This window comes from Pseudomonas sp. Q1 (assembly GCF_009935975.1).
Lineage (GTDB): Bacteria > Pseudomonadota > Gammaproteobacteria > Pseudomonadales > Pseudomonadaceae > Aquipseudomonas > Aquipseudomonas palleroniana.
The window spans coordinates 24721-49074 of the sequence record NZ_QODI01000023.1 but is presented as its reverse complement, the minus strand read 5'-3'; the positions used below and the strand labels follow the sequence as shown (position 1 = coordinate 49074).

General features: G+C 62.0%; 14 protein-coding genes. 10 read left to right on the top strand and 4 right to left on the bottom strand.

What is annotated here, in order from left to right:
• Positions 1-37 precede the first annotated feature (37 nt).
• From DK870_RS27035 to DK870_RS27010, 6 genes are all read left to right on the top strand, one after another.
• Positions 38-1345, top strand: a complete 1308-nt coding sequence (locus DK870_RS27035; protein ID WP_060757048.1) for an MdtA/MuxA family multidrug efflux RND transporter periplasmic adaptor subunit — start codon at positions 38-40, stop codon at positions 1343-1345.
• The gene (locus DK870_RS27030; RefSeq protein WP_161550231.1) at positions 1342-4443 is read left to right on the top strand and encodes an MdtB/MuxB family multidrug efflux RND transporter permease subunit; all 3102 of its coding nucleotides are present in this window, start codon (positions 1342-1344) and stop codon (positions 4441-4443) included. The genes DK870_RS27035 and DK870_RS27030 overlap by 4 nt, the downstream gene beginning before the upstream one ends.
• On the top strand, positions 4440-7547 hold the full coding sequence (locus tag DK870_RS27025; RefSeq protein ID WP_060757046.1) for an efflux RND transporter permease subunit: 3108 nt from the start codon (positions 4440-4442) through the stop codon (positions 7545-7547). Before DK870_RS27030 ends, DK870_RS27025 begins: the two co-directional genes overlap by 4 nt.
• Positions 7544-9019: an efflux transporter outer membrane subunit gene (locus tag DK870_RS27020; protein ID WP_161550230.1), complete on the top strand. Its 1476-nt coding sequence runs from the start codon at positions 7544-7546 to the stop codon at positions 9017-9019. The genes DK870_RS27025 and DK870_RS27020 overlap by 4 nt, the downstream gene beginning before the upstream one ends.
• 287 nt (positions 9020-9306) lie before the next feature.
• On the top strand, positions 9307-11403 hold the full coding sequence (locus DK870_RS27015; RefSeq protein WP_161550229.1) for a bifunctional diguanylate cyclase/phosphodiesterase: 2097 nt from the start codon (positions 9307-9309) through the stop codon (positions 11401-11403).
• 53 nt (positions 11404-11456) lie between these two features.
• Positions 11457-12203, top strand: coding sequence for an SDR family oxidoreductase (locus DK870_RS27010; RefSeq protein ID WP_161550228.1), 747 nt, complete (start codon positions 11457-11459; stop codon positions 12201-12203).
• Here DK870_RS27010 and mapR read toward each other — a convergent pair.
• The 3 genes from mapR to DK870_RS26995 all read right to left on the bottom strand — a co-directional run bounded on the left by mapR (position 12200) and on the right by DK870_RS26995 (position 15726).
• A complete protein-coding gene (gene mapR, locus DK870_RS27005) occupies positions 12200-13609 on the bottom strand; it encodes a GntR family transcriptional regulator MpaR (protein ID WP_161550227.1) in 1410 nt (469 codons plus the stop codon). The genes DK870_RS27010 and mapR overlap by 4 nt on opposite strands.
• Before the next feature lie 282 nt (positions 13610-13891).
• Positions 13892-15301: a cytochrome c oxidase accessory protein CcoG gene (gene ccoG / locus DK870_RS27000; RefSeq protein ID WP_161550226.1), complete on the bottom strand. Its 1410-nt coding sequence runs from the start codon at positions 15299-15301 to the stop codon at positions 13892-13894.
• A 185-nt stretch (positions 15302-15486) separates the two neighbouring features.
• Positions 15487-15726, bottom strand: a complete 240-nt coding sequence (locus tag DK870_RS26995; RefSeq protein WP_161550225.1) for a DUF3203 family protein — start codon at positions 15724-15726, stop codon at positions 15487-15489.
• A gap of 124 nt (positions 15727-15850) precedes the next feature.
• Here DK870_RS26995 and DK870_RS26990 point away from each other — a divergent pair, with 124 nt between their 5' ends.
• Positions 15851-16345: an MgtC/SapB family protein gene (locus DK870_RS26990; RefSeq protein ID WP_090371370.1), complete on the top strand. Its 495-nt coding sequence runs from the start codon at positions 15851-15853 to the stop codon at positions 16343-16345.
• On the opposite strand, the gene DK870_RS29470 is transcribed toward DK870_RS26990, so the two are convergent.
• On the bottom strand, positions 16323-16499 hold the full coding sequence (locus DK870_RS29470) for a hypothetical protein (protein ID WP_178126910.1): 177 nt from the start codon (positions 16497-16499) through the stop codon (positions 16323-16325). The two genes, DK870_RS26990 and DK870_RS29470, sit on opposite strands and share 23 nt — an antisense overlap.
• A gap of 207 nt (positions 16500-16706) precedes the next feature.
• Here DK870_RS29470 and DK870_RS26985 point away from each other — a divergent pair, with 207 nt between their 5' ends.
• Genes DK870_RS26985 through glgB form a run of 3 tightly spaced genes read left to right on the top strand, consistent with a single transcriptional unit; the run spans position 16707 to position 24330 of the window.
• Positions 16707-18695: an alpha-1,4-glucan--maltose-1-phosphate maltosyltransferase gene (locus tag DK870_RS26985; RefSeq protein ID WP_161550224.1), complete on the top strand. Its 1989-nt coding sequence runs from the start codon at positions 16707-16709 to the stop codon at positions 18693-18695.
• Between the two features lie 47 nt (positions 18696-18742).
• Positions 18743-22096, top strand: coding sequence for a maltose alpha-D-glucosyltransferase (treS, locus tag DK870_RS26980; protein ID WP_161550223.1), 3354 nt, complete (start codon positions 18743-18745; stop codon positions 22094-22096).
• On the top strand, positions 22093-24330 hold the full coding sequence (gene glgB / locus DK870_RS26975) for a 1,4-alpha-glucan branching protein GlgB (RefSeq protein ID WP_161550222.1): 2238 nt from the start codon (positions 22093-22095) through the stop codon (positions 24328-24330). The genes treS and glgB overlap by 4 nt, the downstream gene beginning before the upstream one ends.
• Positions 24331-24354: the final 24 nt, after the last annotated feature.

Genomic DNA, 24354 nt, shown 5'->3' with positions numbered 1-24354 from the left:
ATCTTTCAGCCTCCCAAAGAAGAAGCTCTCGCGCCCAATGGTTGATCAATCCATGCAATCCTCCCCCCGTAAGTCCCGCCGCTGGTTGTTCGGCCTGTTTGTGCTGCTGGTCATCGCCGGCCTGTGCTGGAAGTTCTGGCCTGGCAGCAGCCACAAGGACGCCGCCGCACCGAAGTCGGAAGGCCGCGCCGGCAAGTCGGGGATGATGCGGCCGGGCTTTGGCGGCTCCACCGGCCCGATCCCGGTGCGCGTGGCACCGGCGGTGCAAGGGGAGTTCCCGGTGTACTACAAGGCATTGGGCACGGTCACCGCGCTCAATACCATCAATGTACGCAGCCGGGTGGGCGGTGAGTTGGTGAAGATCGCCTTTGAAGAAGGGCAGATGGTCAAGGCCGGCGACCTTTTGGCGGAAATCGACCCGCGCAGTTACCAGAACGCCTTGCTTCAGGCCCAGGGCACGCTGTTGCAGAACCAGGCCCAGTTGAAAAACGCCCAGGTCGATGTGCAGCGTTATCGCGACTTGTATGCCCAGGACAGTATTGCCAAGCAAACCCTGGACACTGCCGAAGCGCTGGTCCTGCAATACCAGGGCACGGTCAAGACCAACCAGGGCGCGGTAGACGACGCCAAACTCAACCTCGAATTCACCAAGATCCGCGCCCCCATCAGTGGGCGAGTGGGCTTGCGTCAGGTCGACGTGGGCAACCTGGTGTCCGCCAATGACACCACCTTCCTTGCAGTGATCACTCAAACCCAGCCGATCAGCGTGGTCTTCACCCTGCCGGAAAACACCCTCGACACCGTGCTCGCCCGCTTTCACGCCGGCAACCAGCTGCCCGTGGAAGCCTGGGACCGTGGCGACGTAAAGAAACAGGCCGTCGGTGTGTTGCAGAGCCTCGACAACCAGATCGACGTCACCACCGGCACCCTGAAGTTCAAGGCGCGCTTCGATAACAAGGATCAGGCGCTGTTCCCCAACCAGTTCGTCAATGTGCACCTGCTGGCCGATACCCTGCATAACGTGGTGCTGGCACCGTCCGCCGCGATCCAGTTCGGCAATAACGGCACCTTTGTCTACAAGCTCGACGGCGACAAGAAGGTCAAGATGCAGCCGTTGGTGGTCGGTGATTCCGATGGCGACAACACGGTGGTCAAGGAAGGTCTAGTCGCCGGTGACCGTGTGGTGCTGGAAGGCACCGACCGCTTGAAGGATGGCAGCGAAATCGAAGTGGTCAACGACAGCAGCGAAGTGCCGACGACCCCGACCGAGCACCTGCAAGGCAAACCCGCAGCAAAGGAGAAGACCGGTGCTGACGCCGGCAAGGCGCAAAAGGTCGGTTCATGAACCTGTCGCGGCTGTTTATCCTTCGCCCGGTCGCCACCACCCTGAGCATGCTGGCCATTGTCCTGGCCGGCATCATCGCTTATCGCTTGCTGCCGGTATCGGCATTGCCCCAGGTGGACTACCCGACCATCCGGGTGATGACCCTGTACCCCGGCGCCAGCCCGGACGTGATGACCAGCGCCGTCACCGCGCCCCTGGAGCGCCAGTTCGGCCAGATGCCCGGCCTGACCCAAATGGCATCCACCAGCTCCGGCGGCGCGTCGGTGCTGACCCTGCGTTTCAACCTCGACATCAATATGGATGTCGCCGAGCAACAGGTACAGGCCGCGATCAACGCCGCCACCAACCTGCTGCCCAAGGATCTGCCGGCACCGCCGGTGTACAACAAGGTCAACCCGGCGGACACTCCGGTACTGACCCTGGCCATCACCTCCAAGACCATGTTGCTGCCCAAGCTCAATGACCTGGTCGATACACGCATGGCGCAGAAAATTGCCCAGATCAGCGGCGTCGGCATGGTCAGCATCGCCGGTGGCCAGCGCCAGGCCGTGCGCATCAAGGTCAACCCCGAAGCGCTGGCGGCCAACGGGTTGAACCTGTCGGATGTGCGCACTCTGATCGCCGCGTCCAACGTCAACCAGCCCAAGGGTAACTTCGACGGGCCGACCCGTGTGTCGATGCTCGACGCCAACGACCAGTTGGTCTCGCCGCAGCAATATGCCGAACTGATCCTGGCCTACAACAATGGCGCGCCGCTGCGCCTGAAAGACGTGGCACAGATCGTCGACGGCGCCGAAAACGAGCGTCTGGCCGCCTGGGCCAACGAAAACCAGGCCGTGCTGTTGAATATCCAGCGCCAGCCGGGCGCCAACGTGATCGAAGTGGTGGACCGCATCAAGGCGCTGTTGCCGAGCATCACCGACAACCTGCCGGCCGGCCTCAATGTGACGGTGCTGACCGACCGCACCCAGACCATCCGTGCCTCCGTCACCGACGTGCAACATGAACTGCTCATCGCCATTGCCTTGGTGGTAATGGTGACCTTCCTGTTCCTGCGTCGTTTCAGCGCCACGATCATTCCGTCGATCGCCGTGCCGCTGTCGCTGGTCGGCACCTTTGGCGTGATGTACCTGGCGGGCTTCTCCATCAATAACCTGACGCTGATGGCCCTGACCATCGCCACCGGTTTCGTGGTGGACGATGCGATCGTGATGCTGGAGAACATTTCGCGTTATATCGAGGAGGGCGAGACGCCACTGGCGGCGGCACTCAAGGGGGCCAAGCAGATCGGCTTCACCCTGGTCTCCCTGACCCTGTCGCTGATCGCGGTACTGATTCCGCTGCTGTTCATGGCCGATGTGGTCGGTCGGCTGTTCCGTGAATTCGCCATTACCCTGGCGGTGGCGATCCTGATTTCCCTGGTGGTGTCCCTGACCCTCACGCCGATGATGTGCGCACGTTTGCTCAAGCGCGAACCCAAGGAAGCCGAGCAGGGCCGCTTTTACAAGGCCAGCGGCGCCTGGATCGACTGGCTGATCGAAGCCTATGGGCGCAAATTGCAGTGGGTGCTCAAGCATCAACCGCTGACCTTGCTGGTGGCCGTCGCCACCCTGGGCTTGACGGTATTCCTGTACCTGGTGGTGCCCAAGGGTTTCTTCCCGGTGCAGGACACCGGCGTGATCCAGGGGATTTCCGAGGCGCCGCAGTCGATTTCCTTTGCGGCCATGAGCCAGCGCCAGCAGGAATTGGCCAAGATCATCCTGGCTGACCCGGCGGTGCAAAGCCTGTCGTCCTACATTGGCGTGGATGGCGACAACGCCACCCTCAACAGCGGCCGCTTGCTGATCAACCTCAAGCCCCATGGGCAGCGCAACTTGAGCGCGGCCCAGGTGATTACCCGCCTGCAACCGCAAATCGACAAGCTGGTGGGGATCCGCCTGTTCATGCAGCCGGTGCAGGATCTGACTATCGAAGACCGCGTCAGCCGCACGCAATACCAGTTCAGCATGTCCTCACCGGACGCCGAGCTGCTGGCGCTGTGGAGTGACAAACTGGTGCACGCTCTCAGCCAGCTGCCGGAGCTTACCGACGTCGCCAGTGACCTGCAGGATAAGGGCTTGCAGGTGTTCCTGGTGATCGACCGCGATGCGGCCTCGCGCCTGGGCGTCAGCGTGTCGACCATCACCGATGCGCTGTACGATGCGTTCGGCCAGCGGCAGATTTCCACCATCTACACCCAGGCCAGCCAATACCGCGTGGTCCTGCAGGCCCAATCCGGTGAAACCCTGGGCCCGGCGGCGCTGAACCAGATCCACGTGAAAACCACCGACGGCGGCCAGGTGCGGCTGTCGAGCCTGGCCCATGTGGAACAGCGCCAGGCCCAACTGGCGATAGCCCACATCGGCCAGTTCCCGGCGGTGATGATGTCGTTCAACCTGGCCCCTGGCGTCGCGTTGGGCAAAGGCGTGGAGCTGATCAACCAGACCCAGAAGGACATCGGCATGCCGATCGGCGTGCAGACCCAGTTCCAGGGGGCGGCCCAGGCTTTCGAAGCGTCGCTGTCGAGCACCTTGCTGCTGATCCTGGCGGCGGTGGTCACTATGTATATCGTGCTGGGCGTGCTGTACGAGAGCTACATCCACCCGATCACCATCCTGTCGACCTTGCCGTCGGCCGCCGTGGGGGCCTTGCTGGCGTTGCTGCTCAGCGGCAATGACCTGGGCATGATCGCGATCATCGGCATCATTCTGCTGATCGGTATCGTGAAAAAGAACGCGATCATGATGATCGACTTCGCCCTCGACGCCGAACGCAACCAGGGCCTGGACCCACAGACGGCGATCTATCAGGCGGCGCTCTTGCGTTTCCGGCCGATCCTGATGACCACCCTGGCCGCGTTGTTCGGCGCGGTGCCGCTGATGCTGGCCACCGGCTCCGGTGCGGAGTTGCGCCAGCCGCTCGGGCTGGTGATGGTCGGTGGTTTGCTGGTGAGCCAGGTCCTGACCCTGTTCACCACGCCGGTGATCTACCTGTACTTCGACCGCCTTGGCCGTCGCTGGCGCAAAGAGCCGCAAAGCCTGGAGCCGGTTGAGTCATGAACCTGTCCGGACCTTTCATCCTCAGGCCGGTCGCTACCATGCTGCTGAGCCTGGCGATCCTGTTGCTGGGCGGCGTGAGTTTCAACCTGTTACCGGTGTCGCCGCTGCCGCAGATCGACTTCCCGGTGATCGTGGTGTCGGCCAGCTTGCCCGGTGCCAGCCCCGAGGTGATGGCATCGACCGTGGCGACGCCGCTGGAGCGTTCGTTCGGCGCGATCGCCGGCATTACCACCATGAGCAGTTCGTCGAGCCAGGGCTCTACGCGGGTGATCCTCGCATTCGACTCCGGGCGTGATATCAACGGCGCCGCACGGGAAGTGCAGGCGGCGATCAACGCCTCGCGCAACCTGCTGCCCAGCGGCATGCGCAGCATGCCGACCTACAAGAAGATCAACCCGTCGCAGGCACCCATCATGGTGCTGTCGCTGACCTCCGATGTGCTGCAAAAGGGCGAGCTGTACGACCTGGCTTCGACCATCCTGTCCCAGAGCCTGTCCCAGGTGCCGGGTGTGGGCGAAGTGCAGATCGGTGGCAGCTCCCTGCCTGCGGTGCGTATCGAGCTTGAGCCCAAGGCCCTCGACCAGTATGGCGTGGCCCTGGATGACGTGCGCAACACCATCGCCAATGCCAACCAGCGCCGGCCCAAGGGCTCCCTGGAAGACAGCGAACGCAACTGGCAGATCCAGGCCAACGACCAGTTGGAAAAGGCCAAGGACTACGAGCCGCTGCTGATCCGCTACCAGAATGGCGCTGCCCTGCGCCTGGGCGATGTGGCCAAGATCAGTGATGGCGTGGAAGACCGCTACAACAGCGGCTTCTTCAACAATGATGCGGCGGTGCTGCTGGTGATCAACCGCCAGTCCGGCGCGAACATCATCGAGACGGTGCGCCAGATCAAGGCCCAGTTGCCGGCCTTGCAAGCGGTGCTGCCGTCCAGCGTCAAGCTCAACCTGGCCATGGACCGCTCGCCGGTGATCACCGCCACCTTGCATGAAGCCGAGATGACCTTGCTGATTGCGGTGGCCCTGGTGGTGCTGGTGGTGTACCTGTTCCTGGGTAACTTCCGCGCCTCGCTGATCCCGACCCTGGCGGTGCCGGTGTCGTTGGTGGGGACCTTTGCGGTGATGTACCTGTTCGGCTTTTCGCTGAACAATTTCTCGCTGATGGCGCTGATCCTGGCCACCGGGCTGGTGGTGGACGATGCCATTGTGGTGCTGGAGAACATCTCCCGGCATATCGACGACGGCGTGCCGCCGATGAAAGCGGCCTACCTGGGCGCCCAGGAAGTCGGCTTTACCTTGTTGTCGATGAACGTGTCGCTGGTGGCGGTGTTCCTGTCCATCCTGTTTATGGGCGGTATCGTCACCAGCCTGTTCCGTGAGTTTTCCATCACCTTGTCCTCGGCGATCATCGTCTCGCTGGTTGTGTCGCTGACCTTGACCCCGATGCTCTGCGCCCGTTGGCTCAAGCCCCATGTCAAAGGGCACATGACCGGTTTGCAGCGCTGGAGCCAGCGGGTCAACGACCGCATGGTCGCGGCGTATGCCACCAGCCTGGACTGGGTGTTGCGTCATCGGCGCCTCACGCTGCTGAGCCTGTTGATCACCGTCGGGGTGAACATTGCGCTGTACGTGGTCGTGCCCAAGACCTTCATGCCGCAGCAGGACACCGGCCAGTTGATCGGTTTTGTGCGCGGTGACGACGGGCTGTCGTTCGGCGTGATGCAGCCGAAGATGGAAACCTTCCGCAAGGCCATCCTCAAGGACCCGGCCGTGCTCAGCGTGGCCGGGTTTATCGGCGGCAACAACGGTACCAATAACGCGGTGATGCTGGTGCGCCTCAAGCCCATTGCCGAACGCAAGATTTCGGCCCAGGCAGTCATCGAGCGTTTGCGCAAGGATGTACCGTTGGTGCCGGGCGGGCGCCTGTTCCTGATGGCCGACCAGGACCTGCAATTTGGCGGCAGCCGTGACCAGAGCAGTGCGCAGTATTCCTACATCCTGCAAAGCGGGGATCTGGCCGCGTTGCGCACGTGGTTTCCGAAAGTGGTGGCGGCGTTCCACTCACTGCCGGAACTGACGGCCATCGACGCCCGTGAAGGCCGTGGCGCCGCACAGGTGACGTTGATCGTCGACCGCGACCAGGCCAAGCGCCTGGGCATCGACATGAGCATGGTCACGGCGGTGCTGAATAATGCTTACAGCCAGCGGCAGATTTCCACCATCTACGACAGCCTCAACCAGTATCAGGTGGTGATGGAGGTCAACCCGAAATATGCCCAGGACCCGATCACCCTCAATCAGATGCAGGTGATCACCTCCACGGGCGCGCGGGTGCCGTTGTCCACCATCGCTCATTACGAAAACAGCCTGGCCGCCGATACCGTGCGGCATGAGGGCCAGTTCGCTTCGGAAAACATCGCCTTCGACCTGGCGCCTGGCGTGACGGTGGAGCAGGGCACTGCCGCCATCGAACGAGCGGTGGCCAAGGTCGGTTTGCCGGAAGATGTGATCGCCAAGATGGCCGGCACGGCCGATGCGTTTGCGGCGACCCAGAAGGGCCAGCCGTTCATGATCCTCGGCGCGTTGGTAGCGGTGTACCTGGTGTTGGGCATTCTGTATGAAAGCTACATTCACCCCCTGACGATCCTGTCGACCTTGCCGTCGGCGGGGGTGGGCGCATTGCTCTCCATCTATTTGCTGGGCGGCGAATTCAGCCTGATCTCCTTGCTGGGGCTGTTCCTGTTGATCGGGGTGGTGAAGAAAAACGCGATCCTGATGATCGACCTGGCCCTGCAACTGGAGCGCCATGACGGCATGAGCCCGCTGGAGTCGATTCGCAGCGCCTGCCTGTTGCGCCTACGGCCGATCCTGATGACCACGCTGGCCGCCATCCTCGGTGCCTTGCCGTTGCTGCTCGGCGCCGGCGATGGCGCGGAAATGCGCCAGCCTCTGGGCCTGACGATCATCGGCGGGCTGGTGTTCAGCCAGATCCTGACCCTTTACACCACTCCGGTGGTCTACCTCTATCTCGACCGCGCGCGCCACCGTTTCAACGCCTGGCGCGGCGTGCGTACCGATGCTGCCTTGGACACTGCGCTATGACCGATTCAACCTTTGCCCAATTGGCCATGAGCATGCCCCGTGGTTCCCGCCTGGCCGGCCTGGTGCTCTGCGGCGCTTTGCTCAGCGCCTGTGCCATCGGCCCGGACTACAAGCGCCCGGACGTTGCCGAGCCCGCGCAATTCAAGCAAGCCCAGGGCTGGCGCCAGGCGACCCCCAGCGACGCCCTGGCCCGTGGGGCCTGGTGGGAGTTGTACGGTGATCGCCAACTGAATGAGCTGGTGGAACGCCTGAATAATTCCAACCAGACCGTGGCCCAGGCCGAAGCGCGTTTTCGCCAGGCCCAGGCCCAGGTGCGCAGCGCCCGCGGTGCGTTTTTCCCCACGGTTGACTTGAGCGTCGGGAAAACCCGCGCCAGCCAGGGCACCGGCAGCAGCAGCGCCAGCCTCAGCAGCTCCAGCAGCGGCATCCGCGACACCCTCAACGCCCAACTGGGGGTGAGCTGGGAGGCGGATGTGTGGGGCAAGCTGCGCCGTGGCCTGGAGGCCAACGAAGCCACCGCCGAGGCCAGCTCGGCGGACCTGGCGGCGATGCGTTTGAGCCAGCAGTCAGAGCTGGTGCAGGACTACCTGCAACTGCGCGTCATGGATGAACAGACCCATCTGTTGCAAGCCACGCTGGAGACTTACCAGCGCTCGCTGAAAATGACCGAAAACCAATACCGCGCCGGTGTGTCGGACAAGGCGGCCATCGCCCAGGCGCAAACCCAGCTCAAGACCACCCAGGCCAGCCTGATCGATCTGATCTGGCAGCGCGCGCAGCTGGAAAATGCCATCGCCGTATTGATCGGCGAAGCTCCGGCCAACTTCAACCTGGCGGTGAGCAAGAGCATTCCGACGCTGCCGCAGGTGCCGGTCAGCGTGCCTTCACAGTTGCTTGAGCGTCGCCCGGACATTGCCTCCGCTGAACGTTCGGTAATCGCCGCCAACGCCAATATCGGTGTGGCCAAAGCCGCTTACTACCCGGATTTGACGCTGAGTCTGGCGGGCGGTTATTCCAGCAGCACCTATGCTGACTGGATCAGCCTGCCTAACCGCTTCTGGTCGGTGGGGCCGAAACTGGCCATGACCCTGTTCGATGGCGGCCAGCGCTCGGCGGAAGTCGACCGTACCGTGGCTTCTTATGATGAGACTGTGGCCAAGTACCGCCAGACGGTGCTCGATGGTTTCCGTGAAGTCGAAAACTACATGGTGCAGTTGAAGGTGCTGGAAGACGAGGCGGTGGTCAGCAACGAAGCGCTGCAATCGGCCCGCGAATCGCTGCGCTTGACCGAGAACCAGTACAAGGCAGGGCTGATTGGTTATCTGGATGTGGTCACGGTGCAGGCGACAGCCTTGAGTAATGAACGCACCGTGTTGACCTTGCTGCAGACTCGGTTGGTGGCGAGTGTGCAGTTGATAGCGGCGTTGGGCGGGGGATGGGATGGGCATACGTCGGCAGAGGGCAAGGACTGATAGGGGCCGAACCGTTGTTGCGGTAACGGGGCCCCGGCGGCCGGCTTTTTGGAGCGACTGGAATGTAGAAGCGAGCTTGCTCGCGAAAAACCTCAACGATAACGCGGGTTGCCTGAATGAACGCGGTGCCTGTGAATTCTTCGCGAGCAAGCTCGCTCCTACAGGGGCAAATGCCACTAGTGGCATTTTGACGATTAAGCGAGCCGCCGATAATTTTTCTCGCTACAATCGCCGCCTTTTCCATCTGGTACGGGTTTTTTTCAGCCCCGTCGGTTCTGAGAAAACCCATGCTCATCGGTAGTTATTCTCCCTCTTTGGTGGTGATCTCCCTGTTCGTGGCGATCCTGGCGTCCTATACCGCACTGGACATGGCCGGCCGCATCGCGACCACCCAGGGCCGTGCGGTGTATTTATGGATGACCGGCGGCGCATTGGCGATGGGCGTGGGGGTGTGGTCCATGCATTTTATCGGCATGCTGGCTTTGCGCCTGCCGTTTGCATTGGGATTCGACGTCGAGATCACCGCGCTATCGTTGCTGATTGCGGTCTTGTCCAGCGGCTTTGCCCTGTGGCTGGTCAGCCAGCAACGCCTGCCTGTTTGGCAACTGGGGTTCGGTGCGTTGGTGATGGGCGCGGGCATCAGCAGCATGCACTACACCGGGATGGCGGCCATGCGCATGACCCCGGGTATCGACTACGACCCCAGCCTGTTTGGCGCGTCTTTGCTGATCGCCGTGGTGGCCTCGGGCGCTGCGTTGTGGATCGCCTTCAACCTGCGGCGCAATACGCCCTATGTCCGCTTGGCCCGCGCAGGCGCGGCGGTGGTCATGGGGGTGGCCATCGTCGGCATGCACTACACCGGAATGGCGGCCGCCCAGTTTCCCGAAGACAGTTATTGCGGCGCCGCATTGTCGGGGTTGAGTGGCAAAGGCCTGGATAATCTGGTGCTGGTCACCAGCCTCTCGGTACTGATCATCGCCTTGTTGACCTCCTTGCTAGATGCTCGCCTGGAGGCACGTACCGCCGTGCTGGCCGACTCCCTGACGCAGGCCAACCAGGAACTGACCCACCTGGCCTTGCACGACATGCTCACCGGGTTGCCCAACCGCATGTTGCTTTCCGACCGCATCCAGCAAGCGATGCAGACGGTGAACGAGCAAGGTGGCTGCTTCGCGTTGATGTTTATCGACCTGGACGGTTTCAAACCGGTCAACGATGCCTTCGGCCACCACATGGGTGACCAGTTGCTGCGCGAAGTGGGTGTACGCTTGCGCGAAGACCTGCGCAGCCAGGACACCCTGGCCCGTATCGGTGGCGATGAGTTCGTGCTGCTGGTGCAACTGATGCAACCGGATGACGCCATGAGCCTGGCCGCGCGCCAGGTCGACCTGATCAACCGGACGTTCAGGGTGGCCGAGCACGACCTGCAGATCTCCGCCAGCGTCGGTATCGCGTTGTTCCCGGGCAATGGCAATAGCCCCGAAGACCTGTTGATGAACGCCGATGCCGCCATGTATCACGCCAAGGGCATGGGCAAGAATGGCTACAGCTTCTTCGATGTCTCGATGAACACCAATGCGCGCAAACAACTGCAGTTGTTGCAGGACTTGCGCAACGCAATCGAACAGCAGCAGTTGCGCCTGCATTACCAGCCCAAATTCGATGCGCTCAGTGGTCGGGCGGTGGGTGCCGAAGCCTTGCTGCGTTGGGAGCATCCGCAACAGGGCTTGTTGTTGCCCGCCACCTTTATCGAATTGGCGGAAAAGACCGGCTTGATCATTGCCATCGGTGACTGGGTGCTCAATGAAGCCTGTCGGCAGATGGCCCTCTGGCGCGCCGAGGGCTATCAGGATTGGCGGATCGCGGTGAACCTGTCCGCATTGCAGTTCTGCCATGCCGGGTTGGTCAAGAGTGTGGCCGCCGCCCTGGCCCGTCACCAATTGCCGGCCAACAGCCTGACCCTGGAAATCACCGAGACCACCGCGATGAGCGACGCCGATGCCAGTATGGCGGTATTGCAGCAGCTCTCGGACATGGGCGTCGACCTGTCCATCGATGACTTCGGCACCGGCTATTCCAGCCTGATGTACCTCAAGCGCCTGCCGGCCAACGAGTTGAAGATCGACCGGGGGTTCGTGCGTGACCTGGAACACGACAGCGATGATGCGGCGATCGTCTCGGCGATCGTCGCGCTGGGCCAGGCCCTGGGCTTGCGCATCGTTGCCGAAGGCGTGGAAACGGATGTTCAGCAAAGCTTTCTGACGCGCCTGGGCTGCAACGCTCTGCAGGGCTACTTTTTGGGCCACCCGTTACCCGCCGATAGGTTCATGGCGGATATCCGGCGTGCCGAAGACGCGGCAGCGCCTGACAAGAACGAGGTGTGACAGGTATTCTGGATTCAACCCTAAACGTTTGGTTGAATCAGGAGGCAGCACCCATGGATAAAGTCGTCATTATCACCGGAGGTAGCCGAGGGATCGGCGCCAAGACGGCACTGTTGGCTGCCCGGCAGGGTTATCGCATCTGCATCAACTATCAGTCGGATGAAGCCGCGGCCCTGCGCGTGCTGGAACAGGTCCGCGCGCTAGGGGCGCAGGCGATCGCCGTGCGGGCGGATGTCAGCATTGAAGATGAGGTGATCGCACTGTTTCATCGCGTGGATACCGAGCTGGGCCGTGTCACCGCGCTGGTCAACAACGCCGGTACGGTGGGGCACAAGTCGCGGGTCGATGAGATGTCCGAATTCCGTATCCTGAAAATCATGAAAACCAACGTGCTGGGCCCGATCCTGTGTGCCAAGCACGCGCTGCTGCGCATGTCGCCAAGGCACGGAGGGCAGGGCGGCAGTATCGTCAACGTGTCGTCGGTGGCGGCGCGGCTGGGTTCGCCGGGTGAGTATGTCGACTATGCGGCGTCCAAGGGCGCTCTGGATACCTTCACCATTGGCCTGTCAAAGGAAGTGGCGGGCGAGGGCATTCGCGTCAATGCGGTGCGCCCCGGCTACATTTTCACCGACTTCCATGCCCTCAGTGGCGACCCGGACCGCGTCAGCAAGTTGGAGTCCGGTATCCCGATGGCCCGTGGCGGGCGCCCGGATGAGGTGGCGGAGGCGATTATCTGGCTGCTGTCGGACAAGGCTTCCTATACCACGGGGACGTTCCTCGACTTGGGCGGCGGGCGTTAGAACGAGCGCACAATCCGCCCCAACGTCTCCATGGCCTTTTCTGAAGCCTCGGTCCAGGGGCTGCCGTAATTCAAGCGGATACAATTTCTGAAACGCTGGGTTGCCGAAAAAATCGGCCCCGGCGCAATGCTGATGCCTTGGGCCAAGGCCATCTGGAACAGCTTGAGCGAATCGGTCTGCTCCGGCAGTTCCAGCCACAGGAAATACCCGCCGGCCGGTTGGCTGACCCGCGTCTGTGCGGGGAAGTAGCGGGCGATGGCGGCCAGCATGGCACTCTGCTGTTCTTCCAGGGCGTAGCGCAATTTACGCAGATGTCGATCATAGCCACCGTGTTGCAGGTAGTCGGCAATCGCCGCCTGCGCCGGCATGGAGGGGCACAGCGAGGTCATCAGCTTCAAGCGCTCGACCTTCTGTGCAAAGCGCCCGGCTGCCACCCAGCCGACGCGGTAGCCCGGCGCCAGGCTCTTGGCAAACGAGCCGCAGTGCATCACCAAGCCTTCGGTGTCGAAGGCTTTCGCCGGTTTGGGCGGCTGTTGCCCGTAGTACAACTCGGCGTAGACATCGTCTTCGATCAACGGCACCTGGTGGCTGCGCAACAGTTCCACCAACGCCTGTTTCTTGGCTTGCGGCAGTGTCGCGCCCATGGGGTTCTGAAAGCTGGTCATGGTCCAGCAGGCTTTGATCGGGTAGCGCTCCAGGGTTTGTGACAAGGCATTGAGGTCGATGCCGTCGCGCGGGTGCACGGGGATTTCCACGGCCTTGAGTTTCAAGCGTTCCAGCACTTGCAGGCAGGCATAGAACGCGGGCGCCTCGATGGCTACCAGGTCGCCCGGTTCGGTCACGGCTTGCAGGCAGAGGTTCAGGGCTTCGAGGGCACCGTTGGTGATCAGCAACTCCTCCATGGGCAGCATCAGGCCGCCGACCATGTAGCGCAGGGCAATTTGCCGACGCAGTTGCGGGTTGCCCGGCGACATGTCGGTGACCACCAGGCGCGGGTCCATCGCACGGCTGGCGCTGGTCAGGGAGCGCGCCAGGCGTGGCAATGGGAACAGCATGGGGCTGGGGAAGGCCGAGCCGAAGGGCACGGTATTCGGGTCCTTGATGGAGTCGAGTACCGAAAATACCAGTTCGCTCACATCCACTTCGGTGGACTCGTGCACGTGTTCGCTCACGACCGGTTCGGAAAACGGGCGGGGGGCATGGGTGTTGACGAAGTAGCCCGAACGCGGCCGTGCGCGGATCAGCCCGCGGCGCTCCAACAGGTAGTAGGCCTGGAACACGGTGGATGGGCTGACGCCGTAGGTCTGGCTGGCATAGCGCACCGATGGGACGCGCTGGCCGGGGCCGAGGACGCCGGTGCGGATCAGTTCTGCGATGTCGTCGGCGAATTTTTCGTAGCGTTTCATGGGGGCCTTGGGTGGTTTTTTAGAATGAGCACGGCTAAAGGTGTGGGACGGGGCTTGCTCCCGGTGCCAAGTTGAAACCTGTGGCGAGGGAGCTTGCTCCCGTGGCGGTCTGTCAGCCGACCGGGATGTGGGTCGTGTACATATCCATTGCTGCGGTAACGGCGGCTTAGGGTTCCGCCCTTACGGCGGGTCACTTTTGGAAGAGCGCCAAAAGTAACCAAAAACGCTTTGCCCCACCACTCGGCACCTCGCTCAGGCTCGGTGTGCCCGAACACTGGGTTTTCATCGGTTCATCGGCGCCACAAAGCGGCTATCGGCGGCGCTATGGATCCAGGGCTCGTCGATGTCCGTCACCTTGAAGCGCAGGGTCTGCGAGCTGGTTGTCGGTTTGTCCGCCAGCAGGACCACCGACACCGGTATATCGCTGATTTCCCCCGGTGCCAGGCTGATCTCGGTCTTGCCTTGCAGCTGGAAGCCTGCGGCGTCTTCCAGTTCCAGGCGGTAGTCCTGGCGCTGCTGGGTCTTGTTGATGACCTTGAGGCTGTAGATGTTCTCGATCAAGCCCTGGCTGTTCTCGCGGAACATGCCACGGTCCTTGGTGACATCCAGCGACACCATCGGCCGCCCCACCAGGGCCACCACCAGTGCGGCGATCATCACCAGCAGCACGGCACTGTAGCCGATCAGGCGCGGCCTGAGCAGGTGGGTTTTGCCGCCTTGCAGTTGATGTTCAGAGGTGTAGCTGACCAGGCCACGGGCATAGCCCATTTTGTCCATGATCGAGTCGCAGGCGTCGATGCACGCCGCGCAGCCGATGCATTCCATTTGCAAGCCGTCGCGGATGTCGATGCCGGTGGGGCAGACCTGTACGCACAGCTGGCAGTCGATGCAATCGCCCAGCCCGACGTCGGAGGGTTTGACCTCGCGTTTGCGCGGGCCACGGTGTTCACCACGGGCCGAATCGTAGGAAATGGTCAGGGTGTCTTTGTCGAACATCACACTCTGGAACCGCGCATAGGGGCACATGTGCATGCACACCGCTTCGCGCAGCCAGCCCGCGTTCAGGTAGGTCGCGCCGGTAAAAAACAACACCCAGAACAGACTGACCCCGCCCATTTGCAGACTCAGCAGTTCGGCGGCCAGGGGGCGGATTGGCGTGAAATAGCCGACAAAGGTCAAGCCGGTCAGCACACTGATGCCCAGCCATAAGGTGTGCTTGGCCGAGCGCCGCGCCAGTTTGTTGAGACTCCAGGGCGCCGCCTGCAGCTTGATGCGCTGGTTGCGTTCGCCTTCGGTGACCTTCTCGCACCACATGAACAGCCAAGTGAACGAACTCTGTGGGCAGGTATAGCCGCACCACACACGACCGGCGAATACGGTGATGGCAAATAGCCCAAAAGCGCAGATGATCAGCAACGCCGACAACAGGATGAAGTCCTGGGGCCAGAAGGTCGCACCAAAAATGTGGAATTTACTCTCCGCCAAGTCCCACAGCACCGCCTGGCGCCCGCCCCAGTTCAGCCACACGGTGCCGAAAAACGCCAGGAACAGAAAGCCCGCACCGGCCATGCGCAAGGTGCGGAACAGGCCGGTGAAGCTGCGGGTATGGATCAGGTTGTCGCTGGATTTGGCCTTCACCTTCTTTGGGTGGATGGGCTCAAAGGTTTCCACGGTAGGGATTCTTTCGCTCACGGTCGTTCGCTCATCAGCCTCCATCAGGCCAATGAACTATGCGCGTGGCACTGTTTGCATAACAGACTCAGCTATGGCGATAAAAAGCGGATCAGATGGGCTGTGACGCAACGCCTGCGACAATCTGCTGCACCCAGTGCCATGCACAGTGCAGCGGTGATTCAGCCCAGCTGGATACAGATCAGTCAAATCACCGAATCATCATCCGTCGCCTTCACATGCTTGCGACCATCCTGGGCGCCTGCAACGGTCAAGGCATCCGCCTCAGCTTCGGTGATGTAGAGGCGCCGGTCATCCAGTTGCACATAAGACATGGACTTTGCGCTGTCTGTGCTCACGGTCACGTCAGTGGCGTCGAGACGTTGCTCCTGGCCGCTGTCGTCGATCTTGAAGTAACAGGTCTGGTGTTCGATACGGACGGGCATGCTGATTTCCTTTTTTTTACCCCGGATAACCTTTAGGGCTCGCGGTTTGCCTGGGGTTCAAGGCAACTGACTGGCGGTCGCTGCTGTCCATCCCCCTAACGATCATAAAAAGAGGACAAGCTTCATGGATACGTGGTTGCACGAAGTGTGGCGCACCCTATTGGCCGAGTTTGCCGATATCGGCGATGCCAGGCAGCTCACCCAAGTCACTGTACGGCTGGTGATTGCCGCGATCCTGGGGGGCATCCTCGGTTTTGAACGAGAACAAAAAGGCAAGGCGGCCGGGGTCCGCACTCACATGCTGGTGGCCTTGGGCGCGGCCTTGTTCGTGCTGGTGCCGCAGATGTCCGGCAGCCAGGCGGACGCCATGAGCCGGGTACTGCAGGGGGTCATTGCGGGGATTGGCTTTCTGGGGGCCGGCACCATTCTCAAGGGCAAGGAAGATGAGGAGGGCCAGCACGTCAAAGGGCTGACCACCGCCGCAGGCCTGTGGATGACCGCCGCGATTGGCGTGGCGGCGGGAATGGGGCGTGAGTCCACGGCGGTGCTCAGTACGCTGTTGGCCCTGGCGGTGTTCAGCATCATGCCGCGGATCGTCAAGCTGTTGGAGAAGGACTGACGATTACCGGCGGCATGGTGGTCGGCGGTTCTTCCACCGGCGGCGGCTGGGTTTCCGGTGGTTCTTTCTCCGGGATCGGCTCCGGCTCTGTCGGTGGAAGCGTCGGTTTGTCGATATTCGGGTCCGGGGTTTCCGCCGGGATCGGGATAGTCATCGGTGTGGCCTCCTTTGTGCTTTGCTCTATCGGTGGACAGCCACCCGGGCGAATTGATTCCCCGCCCGATGGCGGCATATCCGCCTGAACTTTTAACACTGGCCCAGGCTCGGACCTATGACGGCCAGATCCAGGTTGAGCACTGGGCGTCTGGCCATTGGATCAAGCACACAAGCGCGTCCACAGGGCGTTAGGGGGAGAGGCTCGATGACTGCTGAAATACAGGCTCCAGAAGATTCCCGATTACCGCTGTCCCAGGCGCTGTTATTGCCCCGGATCGCGATTGAGAGCACCACACCTGTGATCGACGGCGGCGAGTTTGCCGTGAAAGCCGTGGTCGGGCAGCGCGTCAACGTCACCAGCAAGGTGTTTGCCGACGGCCATGACCAGCTTGCGGTGCTGATCCGCTGGCGCGCCCTGGATGAGCAGAGTTGGCACAGCGTGGTGATGACGGATGTCGGCAATAACGGCTGGGAAGGCGCGTTCACCGTCACGACCCAAGGCCCCCACGAATTTTGCATCGAAGCCTGGATCGATACCTTCGCCAGCTTTTGCTATGAACTGCGCAAGAAGCATGAGGCCGGGGTGCCGGTCAGCCTCGAGTTGCAGGAGGGCCGCAGCCTGGTGCTGCAGGCCGCCGAACGCAGTGACAATGAGCTGCGTGACCGCCTGATGCTGCTGCATCACGAACTCTCCGGCTTGCTGGAAACCGAGCAGGTCGCGCAGTTTCTGCACGAAGACAGTGCACACCTGATGACCCAGGCCGACCATCGCGCCTACCTGAGCATCAGTAAGCTCTACCCGATCGACGTGGAGCGCGAGCGGGCGCAGTTCGCCAGCTGGTACGAGCTGTTTCCCCGCTCGATCACCGACGACCCGGCGCGTCACGGCACGTTCAACGATGTGCACTCACGCCTGGCGATGATCCAGGACATGGGTTTTGACGTGCTGTACTTCCCGCCGATCCACCCGATTGGTCGCAGCCACCGCAAGGGGCGGAACAACGCGTTGACGGCCGGTCCCGATGATCCTGGCAGCCCCTACGCAATTGGCAGCGAGAGCGGCGGCCACGAGGCCATCCATCCCCAGCTCGGCACGCTCGATGACTTCCGCCGCCTGGTTCGGGCGGCTGCCGACCATGGCCTGGAGATTGCGCTGGACTTCGCCATCCAGTGTTCCCAGGACCATCCGTGGCTCAAGCAACACCCGGGCTGGTTCAACTGGCGCCCGGACGGCACGATCAAGTATGCCGAGAACCCACCGAAAAAATACCAGGACATCGTGAACGTCGACTTCTACGCCGCCGATGCCATCCCAAGCCTGTGGACTGAGCTGCGCGACGTTGTCGTGGGCTGGGTGGAAGAGGGCGTGAAGACCTTTCGCGTGGATAACCCGCACACCAAGCCGCTGCCGTTCTGGCAATGGTTGATCAGCGACGTGCGCGCCCAGTACCCCGAGGTGATCTTCCTGGCTGAAGCGTTCACCACGCCGGCGATGATGGCGCGCCTGGGCAAGGTCGGTTATTCCCAGAGCTATACCTATTTCACGTGGCGCAATACCAAGGCCGAGCTGAGCGAATACTTCACGCAGTTGGGTCAATCGCCATGGCGCGAGTGCTTTCGGCCGAACTTCTTCGTCAACACGCCGGACATCAACCCCGGCTTCCTGCATGAGTCCGGCCGCCCCGGCTTTTTGATCCGCGCCGCGCTGGCCACCATGGGCTCGGGGTTGTGGGGCATGTATTCGGGCTTTGAGCTGTGTGAAGCCGCGCCGGTGCCGGGCAAGGAAGAGTACCTGGACTCCGAGAAGTACGAGATCCGCCCACGGGACTTCACCGCGCCCGGCAACATCATCGCCGAGATCGCCCAGCTCAACCGCATCCGTCGTCAGAACCCGGCATTGCATACGCACTTGGGGTTGAAGCTGTACAACGCCTGGAACGACAACATCCTGTACTTCGGCAAGCGCACTGAGGAGGGCGACAACTTCATCCTGGTGGCGGTCAACCTTGACCCCTATAACGCCCAGGAAGCGCACTTCGAACTGCCGTTGTGGGAGCTGGGCCTGCCGGACGACGCCCAGACCCAGGGCGAAGACCTGATGAGCGGCCATCGCTGGACTTGGTATGGCAAGACCCAGTGGACGCGGCTTGAACCGCATATGCCGTTCGGCATCTGGCGCATCAGCGTTGCTTGAGTCCTGTGGGATCCGGCCTGCACAAATAGCCTATTCAGGAGTTTCCAATGGCGAAGAGACCCAGTTCCGCGACGTTCATCAAAGACCCACTGTGGTACAAGGACGCGGTGATCTATCAGGTTCACGTCAAATCTTTTTTCGACGCCAATAACGACGGCATCGGCGACTTTGCCGGGCTGATCGACAAGCTTGACTACATCGCCGACCTGGGCGTCAACACGATCTGGCTGCTGCCGTTCTACCCCTCGCCACGCCGCGACGACGGCTACGATATCGCCGAGTACCAAGGCGTGCACAGTGACTACGGCACCCTGGCCGACGCCAAGCGTTTTATCGCCCAAGCGCATCAACGCGGGTTGCGGGTCATCACCGAACTGGTGATCAACCACACCTCCGACCAGCACCCCTGGTTCCAGCGTGCGCGCAAGGCCAAGCCGGGTTCGGCGGCGCGGGATTTCTACGTGTGGTCCGATGACGACCAGAAATACGATGGCACCCGGATCATTTTCCTCGACACCGAAAAGTCCAACTGGACCTGGGACCCGGTCGCCGGCCAGTATTTCTGGCACCGCTTTTACTCCCACCAGCCCGACCTGAACTTCGATAACCCGCAAGTCATGAAGGCGGTGCTGTCGGTGATGCGTTACTGGCTCGACATGGGTATCGATGGCTTGCGCTTGGACGCCATTCCCTACCTGATCGAGCGCGATGGCACCAACAATGAGAACCTTCCCGAAACCCACGCGGTGCTCAAGCAGATCCGTGCGGAAATCGACGCCCATTACCCTGACCGCATGCTGCTGGCGGAGGCCAACCAGTGGCCGGAAGACACGCAGCTTTACTTCGGCGAACAGACCGGCGATGACGGCGATGAATGCCATATGGCCTTTCACTTCCCACTGATGCCGCGCATGTATATGGCGCTGGCCCAGGAGGACCGCTTCCCCATCACCGATATCCTGCGCCAGACCCCGGAGATCCCCGCCAATTGCCAGTGGGCGATTTTCCTGCGCAATCACGATGAGCTGACCCTGGAAATGGTCACCGACAAAGAGCGTGACTACCTGTGGAATTACTACGCGGCCGACCGTCGTGCGCGGATCAACCTGGGGATTCGTCGGCGCCTGGCGCCGCTGATGGAGCGCGACCGCCGCCGGATCGAGTTGCTCAACAGCCTGCTGCTGTCGATGCCCGGCACGCCGACCCTGTATTACGGCGACGAAATTGGCATGGGTGACAATATCTACCTCGGCGACCGCGACGGGGTGCGTACGCCCATGCAGTGGTCCATCGACCGTAACGGCGGGTTCTCGCGCGCCGACCCGGCCAGCCTGGTGTTGCCGCCGATCATGGACCCGCAATACGGCTACCTGTCGGTCAACGTCGAAACCCAGACCCAAGACCCGCATTCATTGCTGAACTGGACCCGGCGCATGTTGGCGGTGCGCAAGCAGTCCAAGGCGTTCGGCCGGGGCAGCTTGAAAATGCTCTCGCCGAGCAACCGCCGCATTCTGGCCTACACCCGCGAATACACGGGGGAAGACGGGCGTACCGAAATCATTTTGTGTGTGGCCAACGTGTCACGCAGCGCCCAGGCCGCCGAGCTGGACCTGTCGGCGTTCGCCGGCATGGTGCCGGTGGAGATGCTCGGGGGTAACGCATTCCCGCCCATCGGCCAACTGCATTTCCTGCTGACCTTGGCGCCCTACGGTTTCTATTGGTTTGTGCTGGCGGCGCAGAACCAGATGCCCAGCTGGCATGTGGAACCTGCGCAAAGCATGCCCGACTTCACCACCCTGGTACTGAAAAAACGCATGGAAGAATTACTCGAAGAACCGTGTCGCACCACCTTGGAACAGACCGCGTTGCCGACCTGGTTGCCCAAGCGGCGTTGGTTCGCCGGCAAGGACGCGAGCATCGACCGTGTGCATATTGCCTATGGCGTGCGCTTCGGCGACCCCGCGCACCCTGTGCTCCTCAGCGAAATCGACGTGACCAGTGGCGGCCAGGTCAGCCGTTACCAGTTGCCATTCGGCTTTTTGCCCGAAGACCAGTTCACCAGCGCCTTGCCCCAGCAACTGGCCATGGCCCGCGTACGCCGGGCGCGCCAGGTCGGGCTGGTGACCGACGCGTTCAGCCTTGAGCACTTTGTGCGCGCCGTGATCCAGGGCTTGCAGGCCGGTTCGGTGCTGAATACCGCAGAGGGCGATCTGCGGTTCGAAGCCACCGCGCATCTGGGCAGCCTGGGGCTGACGGAGAGCACCGAGGTGCGCTATCTCTCGGCCGAGCAGTCCAACAGCTCGGTGGTGGTGGGTGAACACTTGGTACTCAAGCTGATCCGCAAGGTCAGCAGCGGCGTGCACCCGGAACTGGAGATGAGTGCTTACCTGACCGCCGCCAACTACCCCAATATCTCGCCGCTGTTGGGCTCGGTGATCCGCCGCGATAGCCAAGGCCAGGACAACCTGTTGATGATCGCCCAAGGCTATTTGAGTAACCAGGGCGATGCCTGGGCCTGGACGCAAAACAACCTGGAGCGGGCGCTTCGCGATGAGCTGGCTCAGGCTGTGTCCGAACAGGAGCAGCATTACAACGCCCTCGGCGAACTCAAGGACTTCGCCGGTTTGCTGGGGCAACGCCTGGGTGAAATGCACCAGGTATTGGCCAAGCCGACCGCCAACCAAGACTTCAAGCCTGAAGCCACCACGCTCAAGCTTACCCAGGCCTGGGCCAAGGATGTCGGCGCACAAATCGAGCGTGCGCTGCAATTGCTCAAGCTTCATCAACAACAGTTGAACCCCGCCGACCAGGCGTTGGTCAGTGAACTGCTGGCGCAGAAAAAGGCCATCGCCGGGCATGTCCAGGCGCTGGCGAAAGCCACGGCGGGCGGGCTGCGGATTCGGGTGCATGGCGATTTGCACCTGGGCCAGGTGCTGGTGGTCAAGGGGGATGCGTTCCTGATCGATTTTGAAGGGGAACCCGCGCGGCCGTTGCATGAACGGCGTGGCAAGCACAGCCCCTACAAAGATGTGAGCGGCGTGTTGCGCTCCTTTGATTACGCGGCGGCGATGGCCCTGAATGTGCAGGGGCAAGGCGTGGATAACTCGCCTGAAGCCGAGCAGGCGCGCAAACGCGTGACTGATCGCTACCTCAAAGAGGCCAGGCAAGCGTTCACCGAGGCTTATCAGGTGGCGACGTCTACACTGGCGCATGACTGGCAGGATGCCGGTGGCCAGGATGCAGCGCTGACGTTGTTCAGCCTGGAGAAGGCCGCGTACGAAGTAGCCTACGAAGCGGAAAACCGCCCGAGCTGGTTGCCGGTGCCCTTGCAGGGGCTGCACAGCTTGCTCAATGGGCTTGTACCTATATCGAAAAATGCACGCGGTGGAGAGATGTCATGAGTTATACGCACAAAGAACCGCTGCAGCCCAAGTTGACTGCAATGCCGGCGTCCAGCGACGTCGAAGCGCTGGTGCGCGCCGAGCACCCGGACCCGTTCTCGATCCTGGGGCCGCACGATGACGAGCAAGGGGGCCAATTTATCCGCGCATTTTTGCCGCAGGCCCTGAGTGTCCAGGTACTGAGCCGTGATAGCGGCGAGCCGATCGGCAGCCTGGATCAGACCCAGGTGCCGGGGCTGTTTGTCGGGCAGTTCGGCACGCGCCAGGCCTACCTGCTGAAAATCCACTGGGCCGGTGGTGAACAGATCACCGAAGACCCCTACAGTTTCAGCCAGTTGCTCCTCGGGGAAATGGACCTGTACCTGTTTGCCGAAGGCAATCATCGTGACCTGGGCAGTTGCCTGGGCGCCCAGGTCACCACGGTCGATGGTGTGCAGGGCGTGCGTTTTGCCGTGTGGGCACCGAATGCCCGGCGCGTATCGGTGGTGGGCGATTTCAACATTTGGGACGGCCGCCGCCACCCGATGCGCTTGCGCCATCCCTCGGGCGTGTGGGAAATCTTTATTCCACGCCTGCAACCGGGCGCGGCTTACAAGTTCGAGATACTCGGCGCCCACGGGATTCTGCCACTCAAGGCCGACCCCATGGCCCTGGCCACCCAACTGCCGCCGGACACGGCATCCAAAGTCGCCGCCCCCTTGCAGGTGGACTGGCAGGACCAGGCGTGGATGCAGTCACGCAGCGAACGGCAGAAGAGCAGCGCCCCGTTGTCGATCTACGAACTGCATGTGGGCTCCTGGCAATGCGAGCTGGATGAGGCGGGCGAAGTGGCCCGCCAATACGGCTGGCGTGAACTGGCCGAGCGGTTGATTCCCTATGTGCAGTCATTGGGCTTCACCCATATCGAGCTGATGCCGATCATGGAACATCCGTTCGGCGGCTCCTGGGGCTATCAGGCGTTGTCGCAGTTCGCCCCGAGCGCCCGATTCGGTTCGCCGGAGGATTTCGGCTATTTCGTCAATGCCCTGCACCAGGCGGATATCGGGGTGATCCTGGATTGGGTGCCGGCGCATTTTCCTACCGATACCCATGGCTTGGCGCAATTCGACGGCACGGCGCTGTACGAATACGCCAACCCCCTGGAAGGCTTCCACCAGGACTGGGACACCCTGATCTACAACCTGGGGCGTACCGAGGTCCATGGCTTCATGCTGGCTTCGGCCTTGCACTGGCTCAAGCACTTTCACGTCGATGGGCTGCGGGTGGATGCGGTGGCGTCGATGCTATACCGCGACTATTCCCGCAAGGCCGGCGAATGGGTGCCCAACCGCCATGGTGGACGGGAGAACCTGGAAGCCATCGACTTCCTGCGCCACTTGAACGATGTGGTCGCACTGGAGGCGCCAGGGGCGCTGGTGATCGCCGAGGAGTCCACCGCCTGGCCAGGCGTCAGCCAGCCCACCCAACAGGGCGGCCTGGGTTTCAGCTACAAATGGAACATGGGCTGGATGCACGATTCGCTGCATTACATCCAGCAAGACCCGGTGTACCGCGCCCACCATCACAACGAACTGAGTTTCGGCCTGGTGTATGCCTGGTCCGAGCGCTTTATCCTGCCGATCTCCCACGACGAAGTGGTGCACGGTAAACACTCGCTGATCGACAAGATGCCCGGCGATCGCTGGCAGAAGTTCGCCAACCTGCGGGCCTACCTGAGTTTCATGTGGATGCACCCCGGCAAGAAACTGCTGTTCATGGGCTGCGAGTTCGGCCAGTGGCGCGAGTGGAACCACGACCAGCAACTGGACTGGTACTTGTTGCAGTACGCCGAGCACAAAGGTGTGCAGAAGCTGGTGGGTGACCTGAACCGCCTGTACCGCGAGGAGCCGGCGCTGCACGAACAGGACGATGTACCCCAGGGCTTCCAGTGGCTGATCGGCGACGACGCGATCAACAGCGTCTATGCCTGGCTGCGCTGGAGCAAGGAGGGCCGGCCGGTCCTGGTAGTGGCTAACTTCACCCCGGTGCCGCGCGAAGCTTACAGCGTTGGCGTACCGTTTGCCGGGCGTTGGAGAGAGGTGATCAACAGTGACGCCGACACCTACGCCGGCTCCAACTACGGCAATGGGGGCACCGTGTTCACCCAGGAAGAACCGCGCCATGGGCAACCGGTGTCGCTGTCGCTAAATTTGCCGCCGCTGGGGGTGTTGATTTTGCGTCCTGAAGGGCTTTGAGGGCTCTGGCATCGGAGAGACGGT